This window comes from Bacillus sp. KICET-1, from assembly GCF_027721405.1.
In the GTDB taxonomy this organism is placed as follows: domain Bacteria; phylum Bacillota; class Bacilli; order Bacillales; family Bacillaceae; genus Bacillus; species Bacillus velezensis.
The window spans coordinates 787,501-809,073 of the sequence record NZ_CP113515.1 but is presented as its reverse complement, the minus strand read 5'-3'; the positions used below and the strand labels follow the sequence as shown (position 1 = coordinate 809,073).

19 protein-coding genes and 1 rRNA gene are annotated in these 21,573 nt (G+C 47.1%); all 20 read left to right on the top strand.

The window, feature by feature from the left end:
- The first annotated feature begins 27 nt into the window (after positions 1-27).
- The 20 genes from spoIIE to OVA33_RS04020 all read left to right on the top strand — a co-directional run bounded on the left by spoIIE (position 28) and on the right by OVA33_RS04020 (position 21,520).
- Positions 28-2,517: a stage II sporulation protein E gene (gene spoIIE / locus OVA33_RS04115; RefSeq protein WP_025650389.1), complete on the top strand. Its 2,490-nt coding sequence runs from the start codon at positions 28-30 to the stop codon at positions 2,515-2,517.
- Positions 2,518-2,584: 67 nt separating this feature from the next.
- Positions 2,585-3,322, top strand: a complete 738-nt coding sequence (locus OVA33_RS04110; protein WP_004264624.1) for a vWA domain-containing protein — start codon at positions 2,585-2,587, stop codon at positions 3,320-3,322.
- Positions 3,288-4,289, top strand: coding sequence for a protein kinase domain-containing protein (locus OVA33_RS04105; RefSeq protein ID WP_025650390.1), 1,002 nt, complete (start codon positions 3,288-3,290; stop codon positions 4,287-4,289). Before OVA33_RS04110 ends, OVA33_RS04105 begins: the two co-directional genes overlap by 35 nt.
- Before the next feature lie 104 nt (positions 4,290-4,393).
- Positions 4,394-5,812, top strand: a complete 1,419-nt coding sequence (gene tilS / locus OVA33_RS04100; RefSeq protein WP_025650391.1) for a tRNA lysidine(34) synthetase TilS — start codon at positions 4,394-4,396, stop codon at positions 5,810-5,812.
- Positions 5,809-6,348: a hypoxanthine phosphoribosyltransferase gene (hpt, locus tag OVA33_RS04095; RefSeq protein ID WP_004264611.1), complete on the top strand. Its 540-nt coding sequence runs from the start codon at positions 5,809-5,811 to the stop codon at positions 6,346-6,348. Before tilS ends, hpt begins: the two co-directional genes overlap by 4 nt.
- 97 nt (positions 6,349-6,445) lie before the next feature.
- Entirely contained in the window at positions 6,446-8,365 is a 1,920-nt protein-coding gene (ftsH, locus tag OVA33_RS04090; protein WP_004264608.1) for an ATP-dependent zinc metalloprotease FtsH, read from the top strand.
- Positions 8,366-8,513: 148 nt separating this feature from the next.
- On the top strand, positions 8,514-9,290 hold the full coding sequence (locus tag OVA33_RS04085; RefSeq protein WP_025650393.1) for a type III pantothenate kinase: 777 nt from the start codon (positions 8,514-8,516) through the stop codon (positions 9,288-9,290).
- 10 nt (positions 9,291-9,300) lie between these two features.
- The gene (hslO, locus tag OVA33_RS04080) at positions 9,301-10,176 is read left to right on the top strand and encodes an Hsp33 family molecular chaperone HslO (RefSeq protein WP_004264606.1); all 876 of its coding nucleotides are present in this window, start codon (positions 9,301-9,303) and stop codon (positions 10,174-10,176) included.
- A gap of 45 nt (positions 10,177-10,221) precedes the next feature.
- A complete protein-coding gene (locus OVA33_RS04075) occupies positions 10,222-11,112 on the top strand; it encodes a peptidyl-prolyl cis-trans isomerase (RefSeq protein ID WP_025650394.1) in 891 nt (296 codons plus the stop codon).
- A gap of 75 nt (positions 11,113-11,187) precedes the next feature.
- The gene (gene cysK / locus OVA33_RS04070; protein WP_007615206.1) at positions 11,188-12,114 is read left to right on the top strand and encodes a cysteine synthase A; all 927 of its coding nucleotides are present in this window, start codon (positions 11,188-11,190) and stop codon (positions 12,112-12,114) included.
- 166 nt (positions 12,115-12,280) lie between these two features.
- A complete protein-coding gene (gene pabB / locus OVA33_RS04065; RefSeq protein WP_025650395.1) occupies positions 12,281-13,702 on the top strand; it encodes an aminodeoxychorismate synthase, component I in 1,422 nt (473 codons plus the stop codon).
- A gap of 6 nt (positions 13,703-13,708) precedes the next feature.
- On the top strand, positions 13,709-14,296 hold the full coding sequence (gene pabA / locus OVA33_RS04060) for an aminodeoxychorismate/anthranilate synthase component II (RefSeq protein WP_063637075.1): 588 nt from the start codon (positions 13,709-13,711) through the stop codon (positions 14,294-14,296).
- Positions 14,293-15,177: an aminodeoxychorismate lyase gene (pabC, locus tag OVA33_RS04055; protein WP_017419483.1), complete on the top strand. Its 885-nt coding sequence runs from the start codon at positions 14,293-14,295 to the stop codon at positions 15,175-15,177. Before pabA ends, pabC begins: the two co-directional genes overlap by 4 nt.
- Positions 15,158-16,015: a dihydropteroate synthase gene (folP, locus tag OVA33_RS04050; protein WP_014416737.1), complete on the top strand. Its 858-nt coding sequence runs from the start codon at positions 15,158-15,160 to the stop codon at positions 16,013-16,015. The genes pabC and folP overlap by 20 nt, the downstream gene beginning before the upstream one ends.
- Positions 16,008-16,370, top strand: a complete 363-nt coding sequence (gene folB / locus OVA33_RS04045) for a dihydroneopterin aldolase (protein ID WP_017419481.1) — start codon at positions 16,008-16,010, stop codon at positions 16,368-16,370. The genes folP and folB overlap by 8 nt, the downstream gene beginning before the upstream one ends.
- The gene (gene folK, locus OVA33_RS04040; protein ID WP_017419480.1) at positions 16,367-16,870 is read left to right on the top strand and encodes a 2-amino-4-hydroxy-6-hydroxymethyldihydropteridine diphosphokinase; all 504 of its coding nucleotides are present in this window, start codon (positions 16,367-16,369) and stop codon (positions 16,868-16,870) included. The genes folB and folK overlap by 4 nt, the downstream gene beginning before the upstream one ends.
- Positions 16,822-17,031 (top strand): helix-turn-helix domain-containing protein, encoded by a 210-nt coding sequence (locus OVA33_RS04035; protein WP_003150668.1) that lies wholly within the window; start codon positions 16,822-16,824, stop codon positions 17,029-17,031. Before folK ends, OVA33_RS04035 begins: the two co-directional genes overlap by 49 nt.
- Positions 17,032-17,052: 21 nt before the next feature.
- Positions 17,053-18,054, top strand: a complete 1,002-nt coding sequence (dusB, locus tag OVA33_RS04030; protein WP_014304210.1) for a tRNA dihydrouridine synthase DusB — start codon at positions 17,053-17,055, stop codon at positions 18,052-18,054.
- Positions 18,055-18,143: 89 nt separating this feature from the next.
- Positions 18,144-19,643, top strand: a complete 1,500-nt coding sequence (gene lysS, locus OVA33_RS04025; protein WP_014304211.1) for a lysine--tRNA ligase — start codon at positions 18,144-18,146, stop codon at positions 19,641-19,643.
- A gap of 327 nt (positions 19,644-19,970) precedes the next feature.
- Positions 19,971-21,520 (top strand): 16S ribosomal RNA (locus OVA33_RS04020).
- The last annotated feature ends 53 nt before the right edge of the window (positions 21,521-21,573 follow it).

Sequence of the window (21,573 nt, the reverse complement as noted above, 5' to 3'; positions counted from 1 at the left end):
GAATAAAACAGGTGGGGGATGAGAGCAATGGAAAAAGCGGAAAGAAGAGTGAACGGGCCGATGGCGGGACAAGCTCTGGAAAAACTGCAATCGTTTTTTGAAAAGGCGGCAAAGCTTACAGTCCATCAAGCGCATTCACTTTTTTTCTATAAGGGGTTCATTTATGTCGTGATCGGTTTTTTACTTGGACGGGCTTTCATATTATCTGAGGTTCTTCCGTTTGCGCTGCCGTTTTTCGGAGCGATGCTGTTGATCAGAAGAGATAAAGCCTTCTATGCTTGTCTGTCTTTACTTGCGGGCGCTTTAACCATTTCGCCGAAACACTCTTTATTGATTCTCACAGCTTTGGCCGTCTTCACTCTATTTTCAAAAATCAGTACATATATCGTGCAGGACCGGGTGAAGATGCTGCCGATCGTGGTGTTTTTCTCTATGGCTGCCGCGAGAATCGGATTTGTTTATGTTGAAAGCGGCGCTTTTACCACCTATGATTATGTGATGGCTGTTGTCGAGGCGGGCCTGGCCTTTATTTTGACGCTGATCTTTTTACAAAGCCTGCCGATCTTCACGATCAAAAAAGTGAAGCAATCGTTAAAAATAGAAGAAATCATCTGTTTTATGATCTTGATCGCATCTGTTTTAACCGGGCTTGCCGGTGTTTCATTTCAGGGAATGCAGGCTGAACATATCCTGGCCCGCTATGTCGTGCTGAGTTTTTCCTTTGTCGGCGGGGCAAGCATCGGCTGTACGGTCGGTGTTGTGACCGGACTGATCCTCGGGCTTGCGAATATCGGGAATCTCTATCAAATGAGTCTGCTTGCGTTTTCCGGGCTTCTTGGCGGGCTGCTGAAAGAAGGAAAGAAAGCCGGCGCCGCAGTCGGATTGGTGATCGGCTCACTGCTGATTTCATTATATGGAGAAGGATCTGCCGGATTAATGACCACTCTTTATGAATCTTTGATTGCCGTTGTTTTGTTTTTGATTACGCCCCAATCGATTACGAAAAAGGTGGCGCGATACATACCGGGCACTGCTGAGCACAGTCAGGAACAGCAGCAGTACGCGAGGAAAATCAGAGATGTCACCGCCCAGAAAGTAGACCAGTTCTCCAATGTGTTTCATGCCTTGTCGGAGAGCTTCGCCACCTTTCATCAGACGTCTTCCGATGAGCAGGCTGAAGAAGGGGAAGTGGATCTCTTTTTAAGCAAAATCACCGAGCATTCCTGCCAATCCTGCTATAAGAAAAGCAAATGCTGGGTTCAAAACTTTGATAAAACATATGACTTAATGAAACAAGTTATGCATGAAACAGAGGAAAAACAGTATGCCTCAAACCGCAGATTAAAAAAAGAGTTTCAACAGCACTGTTCCAAATCCAGACAGGTGGAAGAACTGATTGAGGACGAACTTGCCCACCATCACGCCCATCTGACACTGAAGAGAAAAGTTCAGGACAGCAGGAGGCTTGTTGCCGAGCAGCTGTTGGGGGTTTCTGAGGTCATGGCGGACTTTTCTCGGGAAATAAAACGGGAGAGGGAGCAGCATTTTATTCAGGAAGAACAAATGATAGAGGCGCTTCAGCATTTCGGAATCGAGATTCAGCATGTCGAGATATACAGCTTGGAGCAGGGCAATATTGATATCGAAATGACAATCCCGTTCAGCGGAGGACACGGTGAGAGTGAGAAAATTATCGCCCCGATGCTGTCTGACATTCTTGAGGAGCAGATACTTGTCAAAAGCGAACAGCACTCGGCTCATCCGAATGGCTACAGCCATGTTGCGTTCGGTTCGACCAAATCGTACCGGGTATCGACAGGCGCGGCTCATGCGGCTAAAGGCGGCGGCCTTGTCTCCGGCGACAGCTACAGCATGATGGAACTGGGGGCGAGAAAATATGCGGCCGCGATCAGTGACGGCATGGGCAATGGGGCGAGGGCCCATTATGAGAGCAACGAAACGATTAAGCTGCTCGAAAAAATTCTCGAATCAGGTATTGATGAAAAAATAGCGATCAAAACGATCAACAGTATTCTGTCTTTACGGACGACAGATGAAATCTACTCAACTCTCGATCTTTCTATCATTGATCTTCAGGATGCAAGCTGCAAATTCTTGAAGGTCGGTTCAACGCCGAGTTTTATCAAGCGGGGAGATCAAGTCATGAAAGTGCAGGCCAGCAATCTGCCGATCGGTATCATCAATGAATTTGATGTGGAGGTTGTAAGTGAACAGTTAAAAGCGGGAGATCTGCTCGTCATGATGAGTGACGGTATTTTTGAAGGGCCGAAGCACGTTGAAAACCACGACCTGTGGATGAAACGGAAAATGAAAGGGCTGAAAACCGAAGATCCGCAGGAAATCGCTGATATATTAATGGAAGAGGTCATCAGAACGCGTTCCGGCCAAATCGAAGACGATATGACGGTGGTTGTTGTCCGGATTGATCACAACACGCCGAAATGGGCTTCCATACCGGTGCCGGCGGTATTCCAAAATAAAAAGGAGATTTCTTAATCCTTTCGTATAAATCACTTTCCTTCTGGCGAAGATGGGACTAATCGTATCACCGGGAGGAATGTATGTGAATAAGGGACATTTAAATCAAGTTCTGCTGATTACAGATGGCTGCTCCAATCATGGTGAAGACCCGATTGCAATGGCGGCTTTCGCCAAGGAGCAGGGGATTACGGTGAATGTTATAGGAATTATGGAAGAAAATGCGATTGACCAAGAGGCAATGAAGGAAGTTGAAGGCATCGCCATGGCCGGTGGCGGCGTCCATCAAGTTGTGTACGCGTCACAATTGTCTCAGACGGTTCAAATGGTAACGAAAAAAGCAATGACCCAGACGCTGCAAGGTGTCGTCAATCAAGAGCTAAAACAAATCTTAGGGAAAAACGTTGAAATGGAAGAGCTTTCTCCTGAAAAACGGGGCGAAGTGATGGAAGTGGTTGATGAACTCGGAGAAACAGTTCATCTGCAGGTGCTTGTGCTGGTTGATACGAGTGCGAGTATGGCGCCGAAACTGCCGACGGTGAAAGAAGCGCTGATCGATCTTTCCATCAGTTTAAATTCCCGGGCCGGACAAAATGAATTTGCCATGTGTATATTTCCCGGGAAAAGCCAGGAAGTTGAGCTTGTGCTGAATTGGACGCCGAAGCTTGAATCCCTTTCTGCACTCTTTGCGAAGCTGTCGACCGGCGGTATCACCCCTACGGGCCCCGCTATCCGGGAAGCGACGCAGCAGTTTGAGAGAATCCGCTCAAGAAGGAGCATGTTGGCAGATGATGAACGACGCTTTAACGAGTTTGGCATGTAGTCTGGCACCGGGGACGGCAATTCAGGGCAAATGGAACGGCAAATCCTACAGATTGCTCAAACAGCTTGGAAAAGGGGCTAACGGTATTGTATATCTGGCAGAAGCATCAGGCGGACAGGTCGCTTTGAAAATAAGCAGCGACAGCATGTCTGTTACCTCTGAAGTGAATGTCTTAAAATCCTTTTCAAAGGCCCGGTCGCAAACGATGGGGCCTTCTTTTTTTGATGCGGACGATGCGTTTATTCCGCAGCTGAATAAAAATGTCTCTTTTTACGTGATGGAGTACATAGAAGGGCCGCTTCTTCCGCAATATATCAGCAGTAAGGGAGCGGAGTGGATTCCGGTGCTGATGGTGCAGCTTCTTTCCAGCCTGTCAGTCCTTCATCAGCAAGGGTGGGTTTTTGGCGACCTCAAACCGGACAATCTCATTGTAACCGGACCTCCGGCTGCCATCCGCTGCATTGATGTAGGGGGAACGACAAAACAAGGCCGCGCGATTAAAGAGTATACGGAGTTTTACGACAGGGGCTATTGGGGGTATGGAACAAGAAAAGCAGAACCATCCTATGACCTGTTTGCTGTCGCAATGATCATGATCCACTGTGTCCAGAAGAAAGAGTGCAAAAAGTCAGGACAGCCGAAAGAACAGCTTCGTTCTATCATTGAAGGCCACCCGTTTCTGAATAAGTATAAGAAGGTTCTGTTTTCTGCTTTAAACGGCCAATATCCGTCTGCGGAAGCCATGAAGCATGACATCCTGACGGCGGGGCAGAGCGCCGGGAGTAAAAGGAAAGCCGCCGCCAAGCCTAAGCCGCCGCAATCAAAACCGCGGCAGGGCGCTGTATCTCAAACGCGGTATAAACCTAAACAAAAACCCGCAAAGCACAATGGTTTGTTTGAAACAACACTTATTTTAATCAGCGTTCTCGCCCTTTATTTCGCTTACATCGTCTTTTTTCTCATCTAATGCCGGCCGGACGCCTGCGCTCATGCTTCTTCTTTGCTTGGAGGGAATGAAAGTGATAGGATATGTATATCTTTAAAAAACCTGCTCATTGTGAGGGGGACATTGTGAAAAGCGTGGAAGATTTTTTCAAAACATATCATCTTCAGGCGGAGGGAGAAACGATTATTGCCGGGGTCTCCGGAGGCCCTGATTCAATGGCGCTTCTCAGTATGCTGAATAAGCACTTCGGGCATTCTTCCGTTATCATAGCGGCGCATGTCGACCATCAGTTCAGGGGTCCTGAATCTGAAGAAGATATGAAGTTTGTGCAGTCATATTGCGAAGCGGAACACATCCTCTGCGAAACGGTACAGATTGATGTTTCTGCATACGCAAAAAAGAATAAGCTGAACAAGCAGGCTGCCGCGCGTGATTGCAGATATCAGTTTTTCGAAGATCTGATGGCAAAACACCAAGCGAAGTTTTTGGCGCTGGCTCATCACGGCGATGACCAGGTTGAGACAATGCTCATGAGGCTTGCGAAAGGTACGCTCGGCGCAGGGCTCGCGGGAATGCAGCCCGTCCGCGAATTTGCATCCGGCTGGCTGATCAGGCCTTTCCTCTATGCGGCAAAGGATGAAATCCTAGAATACTGCCGTCAAGAAGGGCTCAGCTACAGAACGGATGAGAGCAATGCAAAAGACGATTATACAAGAAACAGATTCAGAAAGACCGTGCTTCCTTTTTTAAAACAAGAATCACCTGACGTTCATAAAATGTTTCAAAAGGTGAGTGAAGCACTGACAGAAGACGAACAATACTTGCAGTCATTAACGAAAGAACGAATGAATAAGGTTATTACAAGCAAGTCTGACACATCGGTTGAAGTCGATTCCTCTCAATTGCTTGCCCTTCCGATACCTTTACAAAGAAGAGGAGTTCAACTAATATTAAACTATCTTTATGAAAACGTTCCATCGTCGTTTTCCGCCCGCCACATACAGCAGTTTCTGGAATGGGCGGAAAATGGAAGCGCCTCGGGAGTGCTTGATTTTCCGAAAGGGCTGAAGGTGGTCAAATCATATCAGACATGTTTGTTTACATTTGAACAATGGCAATGTGAAAAGGTTCCCTTTGAGCTGCAGCTGCAAGGAGCGGAAGGCGAGACTGCTGTTCTCCCCAACGGCTTTATGATAGAGGTGGCCGATCAGGCTGACCCTCATATCAAAAATGGGAATGCTGTTTTTATGACAAGCAGAAATAAGGTGCAATTTCCTTTAACAATCCGGACGAGAAAAATCGGCGACCGGATTAAACTTAAAGGGATGAATGGCTCGAAAAAGGTAAAAGATATATTTATTGATCATAAACTCCCTCTGCGGGATCGGGACGAATGGCCGATTGTAACGGATGCGAGCGGTGAAATTATCTGGCTGCCTGGCTTGAAAAAATCCATCTTTGACGATCTTGTGATTTCAAACAGTGACCGCATTGTATTACAATATAGACAGCATGAAAAGTGTAGGGGGCAAGCATTAACATGAAACAGGATATCGAAAAAGTGCTGATCTCAGAAGATGAGATCCAGCAGAAAGTAAAACAGCTTGGAGAACAATTAACAAGCGAGTACAGCGACACGTTTCCGTTGGCAATCGGTGTGTTAAAGGGAGCGCTCCCTTTTATGGCTGATCTTATAAAGCATATTGATACATATTTGGAAATGGACTTCATGGATGTATCAAGCTACGGAAATTCCACGGTTTCTTCCGGAGAAGTCAAAATCATCAAAGATTTGGATACATCTGTAGAAGGCCGGGACATCTTAATCATTGAAGATATTATCGACAGTGGGTTAACCTTGAGCTATCTCGTAGAACTCTTCCGATATCGTAAAGCGAAATCAATTAAGATTGTTACCCTGTTGGATAAACCAAGCGGAAGAAAAGCGGACATTAAAGCAGACTTCGTAGGCTTTGAAGTTCCTGACGCGTTTGTTGTGGGTTACGGACTTGATTATGCCGAGCGCTATCGCAATCTGCCTTACATCGGAGTATTAAAACCGGCGATTTATGAAAGCTGATCGGCTGCCTGCTTCCGAGATGGTTATCGGTTGTATTGGAATGATTTTCTATGGTACTATTGAACATAGTTGTGCTTACTGTGGGAGGAGGTAAGGAATGAATCGGGTCTTCCGTAATACCATTTTTTATTTACTTATTTTATTAGTAGTAATCGGGGTTGTGAGTTACTTCCAGACCTCAAACCCGAAAACAGAAAATATGTCGTACAGTACGTTTATCAAGAACCTCGATGAAGGGAAAGTTGATAGCGTATCGGTTCAGCCTGTCAGAGGTGTTTATGAGGTAAAAGGACAGCTGAAAAAATACGATAAAGACCAGTACTTTTTAACACATGTTCCTGAAGGAAAAGGAGCAGACCAGATATTTGACGCAATTAAAAAGACGGACGTAAAAGTTGATCCCGCACAGGAAACAAGCGGGTGGGTGACGTTCTTAACGACGATCATTCCGTTTGTCATCATCTTTATTCTGTTTTTCTTCCTGCTCAATCAGGCTCAGGGCGGCGGCAGCCGTGTCATGAACTTCGGAAAGAGCAAAGCGAAGCTGTATACGGAAGAAAAGAAACGCGTGAAGTTTAAAGATGTTGCCGGCGCGGATGAGGAGAAGCAGGAGCTCGTTGAGGTTGTTGAGTTTCTGAAAGATCCCCGCAAATTCGCCGAGCTTGGCGCCAGAATCCCTAAAGGCGTGCTGCTGGTCGGACCTCCGGGAACCGGTAAGACATTGCTTGCGAGAGCCTCAGCCGGTGAAGCGGGCGTTCCTTTCTTCAGCATCAGCGGATCTGACTTCGTTGAAATGTTTGTCGGTGTCGGTGCTTCCCGTGTGCGTGATTTATTCGAAAATGCGAAAAAGAATGCGCCTTGCCTGATCTTTATTGATGAGATCGACGCGGTAGGACGTCAGCGCGGCGCCGGTCTTGGCGGCGGGCATGATGAACGCGAACAGACGCTGAACCAGCTGCTTGTTGAGATGGACGGTTTCAGTGCGAATGAAGGAATCATTATTATCGCTGCGACAAACCGTGCGGACATTCTTGATCCTGCATTGCTCCGTCCGGGACGTTTTGACCGTCAGATTACGGTAGACCGTCCGGATGTCATCGGCCGTGAAGCCGTATTGCAGGTGCATGCGAGAAACAAACCGCTTGATGAGACGGTGAACTTAAAAGCAATCGCTTCAAGAACACCCGGTTTCTCAGGCGCAGATTTAGAAAACCTTCTTAACGAAGCGGCACTCGTTGCTGCCCGTCAAAACAAGAAGAAAATTGATATGCGCGACATTGATGAAGCAACGGACCGTGTCATTGCGGGTCCTGCGAAGAAGAGCCGTGTCATCTCGAAAAAAGAACGCAATATCGTGGCGTACCACGAGGGCGGTCACACCGTTATCGGACTTGTGCTGGATGAAGCCGATATGGTTCATAAAGTAACGATCGTTCCGAGGGGGCAGGCGGGCGGATACGCAGTCATGCTTCCGAGAGAAGACCGTTACTTCCAGACAAAACCTGAACTTCTCGATAAAATTGTCGGTCTTCTGGGCGGACGTGTTGCGGAGGAAATTATCTTCGGCGAAGTCAGCACGGGGGCTCACAATGACTTCCAGCGGGCAACGAACATTGCCAGAAGAATGGTGACAGAGTTCGGTATGTCAGAAAAACTCGGACCGCTTCAGTTCGGTCAATCTCAAGGCGGTCAAGTATTCCTGGGCCGGGATTTCAACAACGAGCAAAACTACAGTGATCAGATCGCTTACGAAATCGATCAGGAAATTCAGCGCATCATTAAAGAATGTTATGAGCGTGCGAAAACCATCCTGACTGAAAATCGTGATAAGCTTGAATTGATTGCTCAGACATTGCTTGATGTGGAAACATTAGATGCGGAACAAATCAAGCATCTCGTGGATCACGGAAAACTCCCTGAGCGCAATTTCTCAGATGACCATCTTCAAAAAGACGATGTGAAAGTAAACATCCTGTCTAAAACAGAAGACGAAAAGAAAGACGAGCCGAAAGAATAGTTCGCTTTCTGATATGAAAACCGCCGGCGTATACCGGCGGTTTTTTTACTGGTTTCGTTTTGTTTACAAAAGAGCCGCAGATCGTGTATGGTATTGTAGAATGTTGAAAATGTTATGATTAGAAACTATTCAAAAGTGGTGATAGAGGTTGTTACTGGTTATAGATGTGGGGAACACCAACACCGTGATTGGTGTATATCATGATGGGGAACTAGAATATCATTGGCGCATAGAAACGAGCAGGCACAAAACAGAAGACGAATTCGGCATGCTGCTCCGCTCCTTATTTGAACATTCCGGACTGATGTTTGAACAGATTGAAGGGATTATCATCTCATCCGTAGTGCCGCCGATTATGTTCTCTTTAGAAAGAATGTGCACAAAATACTTTCACATCGAGCCGCAGGTTGTCGGCCCGGGAATGAAAACAGGTTTAAATATAAAATATGACAATCCGAAAGAAGTGGGAGCTGACAGAATCGTCAATGCCGTTGCGGCGATTCATCAGTATGGCGGCCCCTTAATTGTTGTTGATTTCGGAACGGCGACGACGTATTGCTACATTGATGAAAACAAACAATATATGGGCGGCGCGATTGCTCCCGGCATTACAATTTCAACGGAAGCGCTGTACTCACGCGCGGCCAAGCTTCCGAGAATTGAAATCGCCCGACCGGACAATATCATCGGCAAAAACACGGTAAGCGCCATGCAGTCCGGCATCCTTTTCGGCTATGTCGGACAAGTTGAAGGCATTGTAAAGCGGATGAAATGGCAGGCCAAACAAGAACCGAAAGTCATTGCGACAGGCGGGCTTGCGTCATTAATCGCAAATGAATCAGACTGTATTGATATTGTTGACCCGTTTCTTACTTTAAAAGGGCTGGAAATCATTTATGAGCGAAATCGCGTGGGTCACGTATAGGAGGTAAACGATGGATTATTTAATTAAAGCAATTGCATATGATGGTAAAGTGCGGGCTTATGCAGCCAGAACGACAGATATGGTAAATGAAGCGCAAAGAAGGCATGACACGTGGCCGACGGCATCAGCCGCAATCGGCCGGACGATGACAGCGTCTCTGATGCTCGGAGCGATGCTTAAGGGTGAAGATAAGCTGACAGTCAAAATAGAAGGCGGCGGCCCGATCGGAGCCATTGTCGCAGATGCGAACGCAAAGGGTGAGGTAAGAGCATACGTATCAAACCCGCATGTTCATTTTGACCTCAATGAACAAGGGAAACTGGATGTCAGACGGGCGGTCGGAACTGACGGAACACTCAGTGTCGTAAAAGATTTGGGCTTGCGTGATTATTTTACGGGACAAGTAGAGATTGTCTCGGGTGAACTCGGTGATGACTTCACGTATTACCTTGTTTCTTCTGAACAAGTCCCTTCATCTGTCGGCGTAGGTGTTCTAGTGAATCCTGATAACACGATTCTCGCTGCGGGCGGGTTCATCATTCAGCTTCTTCCGGGGACTGATGAAGAAACCATTTCAACAATTGAAAAGCAATTATCTCAAATCGAACCGATTTCAAAATTGATTCAAAAAGGCCTGACACCGGAAGAAATCTTAGAAGAAGTTCTGGGTCAAAAACCGGACGTTCTCGAAACAATGCCGGTCAAATTTCACTGTTCTTGTTCAAAAGATCGATTCGAAACGGCCATTTTAGGACTAGGCAAAAAAGAAATACAAGATATGATAGAAGAAGACGGAAAAGCCGAAGCGGTTTGCCATTTTTGTAATGAGAAATATTTATTTACAAAAGAAGAACTGGAAGAGCTTCGTGACGAAACAACCCGCTAGCTCTTTAGCGGGTTGTTCTATTTTATAAAAGGGATGGGGTAGATTTTGAAATCGAGAACACTTTTAACGATTATTGTAGCGGCGCTGTTGGTATGCAGTGTGGCAGTGGCGTATAAGTTAACAAAATCCCAAGCTGCAGGGTCATCTGAAGAATCCATCGCGACAATCGGTGATAAACATATCACACGGCAGGACTGGATGAAAAAGATGGAAGACGAGTACGGAAAATCAACTCTGGAAGACATGATTAATGCACAAGTAGTGGAAGAACTTGCGAAAAAGAATAAACTCACAGTTTCAAACACCGAATTGGAACGTGAATTTCTTTTAATCAAAGCGGTGAATAATTCATTTTATGAAGACAGCCATATTACCGAAAAAGAATGGAGAGACCAGATCCGCTACAACATTCTTCTTGAAGAACTGCTGACGAAGGACATCGATATATCGGATAAGGAAATGCAATCATTTTATAATAAAAATAAAGAACTGTACCATTTCGATGATTCCTACAGAATCCGGCACATTGTCGTCAAAAACAAGGAAGAGGCGGACAGAGTGCTTGCTGATTTGAAAGGCGGTTCCGGCTTTGAAGCCGTCGCCGCTGAGCGTTCCACGGACAGATACACGTCTCAGTATGGCGGAGACCTCGGCTTTGTGACAGAAAACCAGGAAAATATCCCGCAGGCATATATCACAGAAGCTAAAAATCTCAAAGAAGATGAGTGGTCCGCTGAACCGATTAAAGTTTCTTCAGGATATGCCGTTATTCAGCTGAAAGAAAAGCTTAAAGCGAGAACTTTCTCATACAATGAAGTGAAGAGCCAAATCAGACGCCAGATCGCGATGGATCAATTAGGTGACAAGGCGACAGTCAAAACGCTGTGGAAAGAGGCGGGGGTCTCTTGGTTCTACGGGGAAAAAAGAACTAAATGATTGACAAAAAATTTTGAAATTGATAACTTATATTTATAATACCAATAAATTTAGTCGGAAATTGAGGTGTCCAACATGGTGCGTATTGCAAATTCTATTACTGAACTAATCGGAAATACTCCTATTGTGAAATTGAATCGCCTGACGGATGAAAACAGTGCAGATGTATATCTGAAGCTTGAATACATGAATCCGGGCAGCAGCGTAAAAGACCGGATCGGAGTGGCGATGATTGAAGCGGCTGAAAAAGAAGGAAAATTAAAAGCCGGCGACACAATCATTGAACCGACAAGCGGAAATACAGGGATCGGTCTTGCGATGGTGGCAGCGGCTAAAGGTCTCAGAGCCATTCTCGTTATGCCTGATACAATGAGTATGGAACGACGCAATCTGCTGCGCGCATACGGAGCGGAGCTTGTGCTGACTCCCGGCGCAGAAGGAATGAAGGGCGCCATTAAAAAGGCGGAAGAACTTGCCGAGGAACACGGATACTTTGTGCCTCAGCAATTCAACAATGCGGCAAACCCGGAAATTCACCGCCAAACGACGGGGAAAGAAATCGTCGAACAGTTTGGTGACGACCAGCTTGATGCGTTCGTGGCCGGAATCGGTACCGGCGGAACCATCACGGGAGCGGGCGAAGTGCTGAAAGAAGCATATCCATCCATCAAAATCTATGCGGTAGAGCCGGCGGATTCTCCAGTTCTTTCCGGCGGAAAACCGGGCCCGCATAAAATTCAGGGTATCGGAGCGGGATTTGTCCCTGAAACATTGAATACGGACATCTATGATCAGATCATTCCCGTCAAAAATGAGGATGCATTTGAGTATGCCCGTAAAACGGCAAAAGAAGAAGGGATTCTCGGCGGCATTTCTTCCGGAGCGGCCATTTACGCGGCACTGGAAATCGCGAAAAAACTGGGGAAAGGCAAGAAAGTGCTTGCGATCATCCCTAGTAACGGAGAACGTTACTTAAGCACACCGCTTTATCAGTTTGAATAGAGACATATACACGGCTCCCGGCTGTATCCGGGAGTTTTTTTGTGCTGAAGCATCGAAAATCCAAAAAACGTTTCGAATTTTATGGTTGGAAGCGAAATTCACTTTTTTCACCAGTGTGATTGCTTTAAAATAAAACTACAGTAAAACGAAGCAGAGGATTGATATGATGGCACAACGCAGACCGGCAGGAAGAAAAATACCTTTTACGAAACAAGCATTTTTACAGCGATATGAAAACCTTTCGAAATCGAGAAAACGGCATGTTCTGCTCGAAAGCGCGAGAGGGGGAAGATTCAGTATAGCCGGTCTAGATCCGATTGCGTCCGTCAGAGGGAAAGACGGAATTACAACGATCAAGCATGAGGGGGAAACACTGTTTAAAGAAGGTGACCCGCTGCGGGCCTTTCATGAATGGTTTGGAACGCTCGGAACGGAAACAAACGTTGAGTTTCCGGACTTTCAGGGCGGTGCGATTGGTTTTATCAGTTACGACTACGCCCGATATATTGAGAATTTTAAAATGCTGTCGTTAGATGATCTGGAAACACCTGATATTTACTTTCTTGTTTTTGATGATGTGGCCGTTTATGACCATGAGGAAGAGGCGTTATGGCTCATTACCCATACTGAAGCAGAAGAAGCGGATCTTGCGGAAGAAAAGCTGTCCGGCTTAGAGGACATGTGGTGTTCCCTCCAAACGGCGGACGAGCCTTTTTCACCGCTGGATCGGAATGGGGACGGATCGTACGCCGCTCCGTTCACTGAAGAAGGATTTTCGCAGGCTGTAGAACAAATTAAACAATATATCGCGAGCGGCGATGTGTTCCAGGTTAATTTGTCCATCAGGCAGTCTCAGTCCTTATCCGTTCATCCGTATGAGGTGTATAAACACTTGAGAAACGTCAATCCGTCTCCTTACATGGCCTATCTCGAGACACCGGGGTTTCAAGTGATATGCGGGTCGCCGGAGCTATTGGTGACAAAGAAGGGGAAGAAGCTTGAAACGAGACCGATCGCGGGTACGCGTTCAAGAGGAAAAGACGATGCTGAAGACAAGGCTTTGGCTGATGAATTAATTCACAACGAAAAAGAACGTGCGGAACACGTCATGCTTGTTGATCTTGAGCGCAATGACCTCGGGCGCGTATCGCGCTACGGCTCCGTGCGGGTTAACGAGTTTATGGCGATCGAAAAGTATTCCCACGTCATGCATATCGTGTCAAACGTACAGGGAGAGCTGCAGGACGGATATGACGCGACAGACATTATTCATGCGGTGTTCCCGGGGGGCACCATCACGGGAGCGCCCAAAGTGAGAACGATGGAAATTATAGAAGAGCTTGAGCCGACAAGACGGGGGCTTTATACTGGATCTATAGGCTGGTTCGGATTCAACGGAGATTTGCAGTTTAACATTGTGATCCGGACGATCTATGCAGCCGGCGGACATGCATTTATGCAGTCCGGAGCAGGAGTGGTTATTGATTCGGTTCCGAAGCATGAATACAAGGAATCGTTCAAAAAAGCTTTTGCGATGAAAAAGGCGTTAGAGCTGAGCGAAGAAGAGACAAAAAATCAGACGAGGTGAGCAGAGATGATTTTAATGATTGACAATTATGATTCATTTACGTACAACTTGGTTCAATATTTGGGTGAGCTCGGGGAGGAACTGATCGTCAGACGGAATGACGAGATTACGATTGAGCAGATTGAAGAGCTGGGTCCGGACTTCTTAATGATTTCTCCCGGGCCGTGCAGTCCTGATGAAGCGGGGATCAGCCTCGAAGCCATCAAACATTTTGCCGGCAGTATTCCTATTTTCGGCGTATGTCTCGGGCATCAGTCGATTGCGCAAGTATTCGGCGGCGATGTCGTCAGAGCAGAGCGGCTCATGCATGGCAAAACGTCAGAAGTTATGCATGACGGCCAGACGATTTTTAAAGGCCTGCAAAATCCGCTGGTCGCCACCCGGTACCATTCACTTATTGTCAAAGCGGACACGCTGCCGGATTGTTTTACGGTATCCGCTCAAACCAAAGAAGGAGAAATTATGGCAATCCGCCATCATGAGCTGCCTGTTGAAGGTGTTCAGTTCCATCCGGAATCCATCATGACCTCCTTCGGCAAAGAGATGCTCAGAAACTTTATAGAGACACACCGCAAAAAGGAAGTGTCGGTGTGATTATATATTTGAATGGTCAATATATAGAGGAGAAAGAAGCGGCGCTTTCTCCTTTTGACCATGGTTATCTGTACGGGATCGGCGCGTTCGAGACGTTCAGGCTTTACAGCGGCCGGCCGTTTCTGCCGGATGCGCATGTCGCCAGGCTCAACAGGGCGCTTCGGGATCTGCAGATTGCATATGAGGTGAACAAACAGGAGCTGCTTGATATGCTTCTGAGACTGTTGCTCCTCAATGACATCAAGGACGGCAGCGCGCGTGTCCGGCTTAACATCTCGGCAGGCGTCAGCGATAAGGGATTTGCCGCGCAGACTTATGAAAAGCCGACCGTCCTTTGTTTCGTCAACCGGCTCAATCCGGAAACTCTGCCTGTTCAAAAAGAAGGCAGGCTTCTCTCTGTCCGGAGAAACACGCCTGAAGGATCTTTTCGGTTAAAATCCCATCACTATTTAAACAACATGTATGCTAAACGGGAGATCGGGAATGACCCCAATCTTGAAGGCATTTTCCTGACCGGTGAAGGAGATGTCGCGGAAGGCATTGTCTCCAACGTGTTTTGGCGAAAAGGAGACAAGGTCTTTACGCCATCTTTGGATACGGGAATTCTCGACGGCGTAACGAGACAGTTTGTCATTGATGAATTGAAACGGCAGGGGACAGAAGTCACCGAAGGCCGATTCCGTTTTCAATCAATGCTTGAAGCGGATGAAGCATGGATGACAAACTCCGTGCTTGAAATCATCCCGTTTTCTAAAATAGAGGAAGTGCCGCTGCCCGGAATGAGCGGAAAAACGGTGCAATTGCTCCGTAAGCAGTATCAGCAGGAAATAAACAAAATGAATGTACAGGAGGAGGAACAAAATGGCGCAGCAAACAATTGAACAGCCTAAACTGATTCATACAAAAAAAGGCGCTCTGTCCTATAAAGAGAAGACGCTCGTTATGGGGATATTAAATGTAACGCCAGACTCCTTCTCTGACGGCGGTAAATACGACAGTACGGAAAGGGCGCTTCTGCGTGCGGTGAAGATGGCTGAAGAAGGGGCGCATATTATAGATATCGGCGGCGAATCGACAAGGCCCGGCGCATCACTCGTGTCGGCTGATGAGGAAATGTCACGAGTCATCCCCGTCATAGAACGGATTACAAGCGAGCTGGACATTCCGCTTTCAATCGATACGTACAAAGCGTCCGTGGCAGACGAAGCGGTCAAAGCGGGAGCCTCTATCCTTAATGACATCTGGGGGGCGAAAGGTGACCCTGACATGGCGTCAGTAGCCGCCGCACACGGGGTTCCGATTATCTTAATGCATAATCGTATGGAAAGAAACTACAACGATCTTATTCCTGATATGCTTGCAGACCTGATGGAAAGCGTAAAAATTGCCGCAGAAGCCGGCGTCACAGATGAAAACATGATTCTGGATCCGGGGATCGGCTTTGCGAAAAACTATGAGGACAATCTGGCTGTCATGAACAAGCTGGAGGTGTTCAGCGGGTTAGGTTATCCGCTGCTCCTGGCGACATCGAGAAAAAGGTTCATCGGCCGTGTACTTGACCTTCCCCCTGAAGAACGTGCCGAGGGAACGGGAGCGACAGTATGCCTTGGCGTCCAGAAAGGCTGCGACATTGTGAGGGTGCACGATGTCAAAGAGATCGCAAGAATGACTAAGATGATGGATGCTATGCTGAACAAAGGAGGCGCACATTATGGATAAAGTATATGTGGAAGGTATGGAGTTTTACGGATATCACGGCGTGTTCGAAGAAGAAAACAAACTCGGCCAGCGCTTCAAAGTAGACCTGACTGCCGAACTGGATTTGAGCAAAGCGGGAAAAACGGATGACCTTTCTTATACCATTAACTATGCGGAATTGTACAGTGTCTGCCGCGGCATCGTTGAGGGCGAGCCCGTTAATTTGGTCGAGACCCTTGCGGAACGAATCGCAGACACCGTCCTTAAGAAATTTGAGCCGGTGCAGCAATGTACGGTAAAGCTTGTTAAGCCTGACCCGCCGATTCCCGGCCATTATAAATCAGTAGCTATAGAAATGACGAGAAAGAAATCATGAACAATACGGCATATATCGGCCTCGGTTCCAATATGGGCGACCGTGAACATTATTTGCGCCAGGCAGTGGCCATGCTCAGCCGGCATCATGGCGTGACGGTGTCAAAGGTGTCCTCCATATATGAAACAGATCCCGTCGGCTATGAGGATCAAGATCAGTTTCTCAATATGGCGGTTGAAGTGAAAACGTCGTTATCTCCTTTTGAACTTCTTGATGTAACGCAGAGCATTGAAGCTGAATTAGGCAGAACGAGAGAGATTCGCTGGGGACCGCGGACGGCAGACCTTGACATTTTGCTGTATAATCGTGAAAATATTGAAACAGAGCGGCTGATTGTTCCGCATCCGAGAATGTTTGAGCGCTTATTTGTCCTTGCGCCGTTAAAAGAAATATGTCCGCAGGCGGATCATATCACGATAAGCGCTGAAACAAACCAAGAAGGTGTAAGAGTATGGAAGCAGAAATCTGGGGTAGGCGAATTCGTGCATTCAGAAAGCTGAAAGGTTATACTCAAGAAGGATTTGCAAAAGCATTAGGTATATCAGTTTCTATTGTCGGTGAAATTGAACGCGGAAACCGATTGCCGTCAGATGCCATCATTCAAGATGCGGCAGATGTTTTAAATATAAGTGCGGACGAATTGGCCCCGCCTGAAAAATAGACAGATGAAAGGAGGGGAAAAATGTTTAAAATCGGTGATATTCAATTGAAAAACCGGGTTGTGCTTGCCCCTATGGCCGGTGTCTGCAACTCAGCGTTCAGATTGACTGTAAAGGAATTCGGAGCCGGATTGGTATGCGCTGAAATGGTCAGTGACAAAGCGATACTTTACAACAACGCAAGAACAATGGGGATGCTTTACATTGATGAACGTGAAAAACCGCTCAGCCTTCAGATTTTTGGAGGAAAAAAGGAAACCCTTGTGGAAGCGGCGAAGTTTGTAGATCAAAACACGACTGCTGATATTATTGATATTAACATGGGATGTCCCGTACCAAAGATTACAAAATGTGATGCGGGCGCCAAATGGCTTCTCGATCCTGATAAGATTTATGAAATGGTATCCGCAGTAGTAGATGCTGTTGATAAGCCGGTTACAGTGAAGATGAGAATGGGTTGGGACGAAGATCACATTTATGCCGTGAAAAACGCCCAAGCCGTTGAACGTGCCGGCGGAAAAGCCGTTGCCCTTCACGGCCGCACAAGAGTGCAAATGTATGAAGGCACTGCGAACTGGGATATCATTAAAGAAGTGAAGCAATCCGTCTCCATTCCCGTCATCGGAAACGGTGATGTCAAAACGCCTCAGGACGCGAAACGCATGCTTGAGGAAACAGGAGTTGACGGCGTCATGATCGGCCGGGCCGCACTCGGCAACCCGTGGATGATTTACCGTACGGTGCAGTACCTTGAAACCGGTGAGTTAAAAGACGAGCCGAAAGTCCGTGAAAAAATGTCGGTATGCAAACTGCACTTAGACCGCCTGATTAAGTTAAAAGGCGAAAATGTGGCAGTCAGAGAAATGAGAAAACACGCCGCCTGGTATCTGAAAGGTGTCAGAGGCAATGCGAATGTACGCAATGAAATTAACCAATGTGAGACGCGTGAAGAATTTGTGCAGCTTTTAGATGCATTTACCGCCGAAGCAGAGGCAAAAGAGCTTCAAGATGCAAAAGTAGGTTAATATACACCCTCTATTGCTGCTCACTGCCAGCTTACCGCTGGCAGTTTTTCTGCTTTTTCGTGAAATCAAAATGTAACGGAGTGATACCAATGAGTCAAGAAGAGCAAAATCATGAGGAATTGAACGACCAGCTGCAAGTCAGACGAGATAAAATGAACCAGCTGAGAGAAAACGGCATTGACCCTTTCGGCGAACGTTTCGAGAGAACGCATCAATCTCAACAGATCATAGAAGCCTACCAGGAGCTTTCTAAAGAAGAACTGGAAGAAAAAGCGATCGAAGTGACCATTGCAGGCCGTATGATGACAAAGCGCGGAAAAGGGAAAGCCGGCTTTGCGCATCTGCAGGACTTAGAAGGTCAAATTCAAATTTACGTAAGAAAAGACAGTGTCGGCGAAGAACAATATGAAATCTTTAAATCTTCAGACCTCGGAGACGTTATCGGCATCACGGGGAAAGTTTTTAAAACAAACGTAGGCGAGCTTTCTGTCAAAGCGACATCTTTTGAACTGCTGACAAAAGCACTGCGTCCTCTTCCTGATAAATATCATGGGTTAAAAGACGTTGAACAGCGTTACCGCCAGCGCTATCTTGATCTCATCGTAAACCCTGACAGCAAACAAACGTTTATCACACGCAGCAAAATCATCCAAGCGATGAGAAGATACTTAGATGACCATGGATACTTAGAAGTTGAAACACCTACGATGCACAGCATACCGGGAGGAGCGTCTGCACGCCCGTTCATCACGCACCATAACGCGCTCGATATGCCTCTTTATATGCGTATTGCGATTGAACTGCACCTGAAACGCCTGATTGTCGGCGGATTGGAAAAAGTCTACGAAATCGGCCGTGTGTTCCGTAATGAAGGTGTTTCTACACGCCATAACCCTGAATTCACGATGATCGAGCTGTATGAAGCGTACGCCGATTATAAAGATATTATGAGTCTTACGGAAAACCTCGTAGCACATATTGCGCAGGAAGTGCTTGGAAGCACCACAATCCAGTACGGAGAAGAGCAGATTGATCTGAAACCTGAATGGAAACGACTCCACATGGTAGATGCGGTCAAAGAAGCGACAGGCGTAGATTTCTGGAATGAGATGACTGTTGAAGAAGCGCGCGGTCATGCAAAAGAGCATGGTATCGAGATCACAAACTCAATGACGGTGGGTCATATCATCAATGAATTCTTCGAACAAAAAATTGAAGAAACACTCATTCAGCCTACATTTATTTACGGCCACCCTGTAGAGATTTCTCCTCTTGCTAAGAAAAATCCGGAGGACCCTCGCTTTACAGACCGTTTTGAGCTGTTTATCGTCGGCCGTGAGCATGCTAATGCGTTTACGGAGCTGAATGACCCTATTGACCAGAGGGAACGCTTTGAAGCGCAATTAAAAGAAAGAGAAGAAGGAAACGATGAAGCGCATATGATGGATGAAGACTTCGTTGAAGCTCTTGAATACGGCATGCCGCCGACCGGGGGATTGGGTATCGGTATCGACCGCCTTGTCATGCTGTTAACAAATGCTCCGTCTATCAGAGACGTTTTATTATTCCCTCAAATGAGACAACGCTAATAAAAGGGAAGGCGCCGTTTCTGCTTATCGCAGTACGGCGCTTTTTTAGAAACAAGCCACTCGTAAAACTTTTTTGATTTTCTTTTAAAAAACTATTGCACTATTATTTGTGAGGTGGTATATTATTATTCGTTGCCGCTAAACAAGGCGCTGACGAAAAAAAGAAATTCAAAAAGTTGTTGACTTCAAGAGATTGATAAGATATAATAATAAAGTCGCTTGAACGAAAGACAAAATGATCTTTGAAAACTAAACAAGACAAAACGTACCTGTTAATTCAAAGTTTTAAATAAATCGCACAGCGATGTGTGTAGTCAGTCAAACACTTTATCGGAGAGTTTGATCCTGGCTCAGGACGAACGCTGGCGGCGTGCCTAATACATGCAAGTCGAGCGGACAGATGGGAGCTTGCTCCCTGATGTTAGCGGCGGACGGGTGAGTAACACGTGGGTAACCTGCCTGTAAGACTGGGATAACTCCGGGAAACCGGGGCTAATACCGGATGTTTGTTTGAACCGCATGGTTCAGACATAAAAGGTGGCTTCGGCTACCACTTACAGATGGACCCGCGGCGCATTAGCTAGTTGGTGAGGTAACGGCTCACCAAGGCGACGATGCGTAGCCGACCTGAGAGGGTGATCGGCCACACTGGGACTGAGACACGGCCCAGACTCCTACGGGAGGCAGCAGTAGGGAATCTTCCGCAATGGACGAAAGTCTGACGGAGCAACGCCGCGTGAGTGATGAAGGTTTTCGGATCGTAAAGCTCTGTTGTTAGGGAAGAACAAGTGCCGTTCAAATAGGGCGGCACCTTGACGGTACCTAACCAGAAAGCCACGGCTAACTACGTGCCAGCAGCCGCGGTAATACGTAGGTGGCAAGCGTTGTCCGGAATTATTGGGCGTAAAGGGCTCGCAGGCGGTTTCTTAAGTCTGATGTGAAAGCCCCCGGCTCAACCGGGGAGGGTCATTGGAAACTGGGGAACTTGAGTGCAGAAGAGGAGAGTGGAATTCCACGTGTAGCGGTGAAATGCGTAGAGATGTGGAGGAACACCAGTGGCGAAGGCGACTCTCTGGTCTGTAACTGACGCTGAGGAGCGAAAGCGTGGGGAGCGAACAGGATTAGATACCCTGGTAGTCCACGCCGTAAACGATGAGTGCTAAGTGTTAGGGGGTTTCCGCCCCTTAGTGCTGCAGCTAACGCATTAAGCACTCCGCCTGGGGAGTACGGTCGCAAGACTGAAACTCAAAGGAATTGACGGGGGCCCGCACAAGCGGTGGAGCATGTGGTTTAATTCGAAGCAACGCGAAGAACCTTACCAGGTCTTGACATCCTCTGACAATCCTAGAGATAGGACGTCCCCTTCGGGGGCAGAGTGACAGGTGGTGCATGGTTGTCGTCAGCTCGTGTCGTGAGATGTTGGGTTAAGTCCCGCAACGAGCGCAACCCTTGATCTTAGTTGCCAGCATTCAGTTGGGCACTCTAAGGTGACTGCCGGTGACAAACCGGAGGAAGGTGGGGATGACGTCAAATCATCATGCCCCTTATGACCTGGGCTACACACGTGCTACAATGGACAGAACAAAGGGCAGCGAAACCGCGAGGTTAAGCCAATCCCACAAATCTGTTCTCAGTTCGGATCGCAGTCTGCAACTCGACTGCGTGAAGCTGGAATCGCTAGTAATCGCGGATCAGCATGCCGCGGTGAATACGTTCCCGGGCCTTGTACACACCGCCCGTCACACCACGAGAGTTTGTAACACCCGAAGTCGGTGAGGTAACCTTTTAGGAGCCAGCCGCCGAAGGTGGGACAGATGATTGGGGTGAAGTCGTAACAAGGTAGCCGTATCGGAAGGTGCGGCTGGATCACCTCCTTTCTAAGGATTTTAACGGAATATAAGACCTTGGGTCTTATAAACAGAACGTTCCC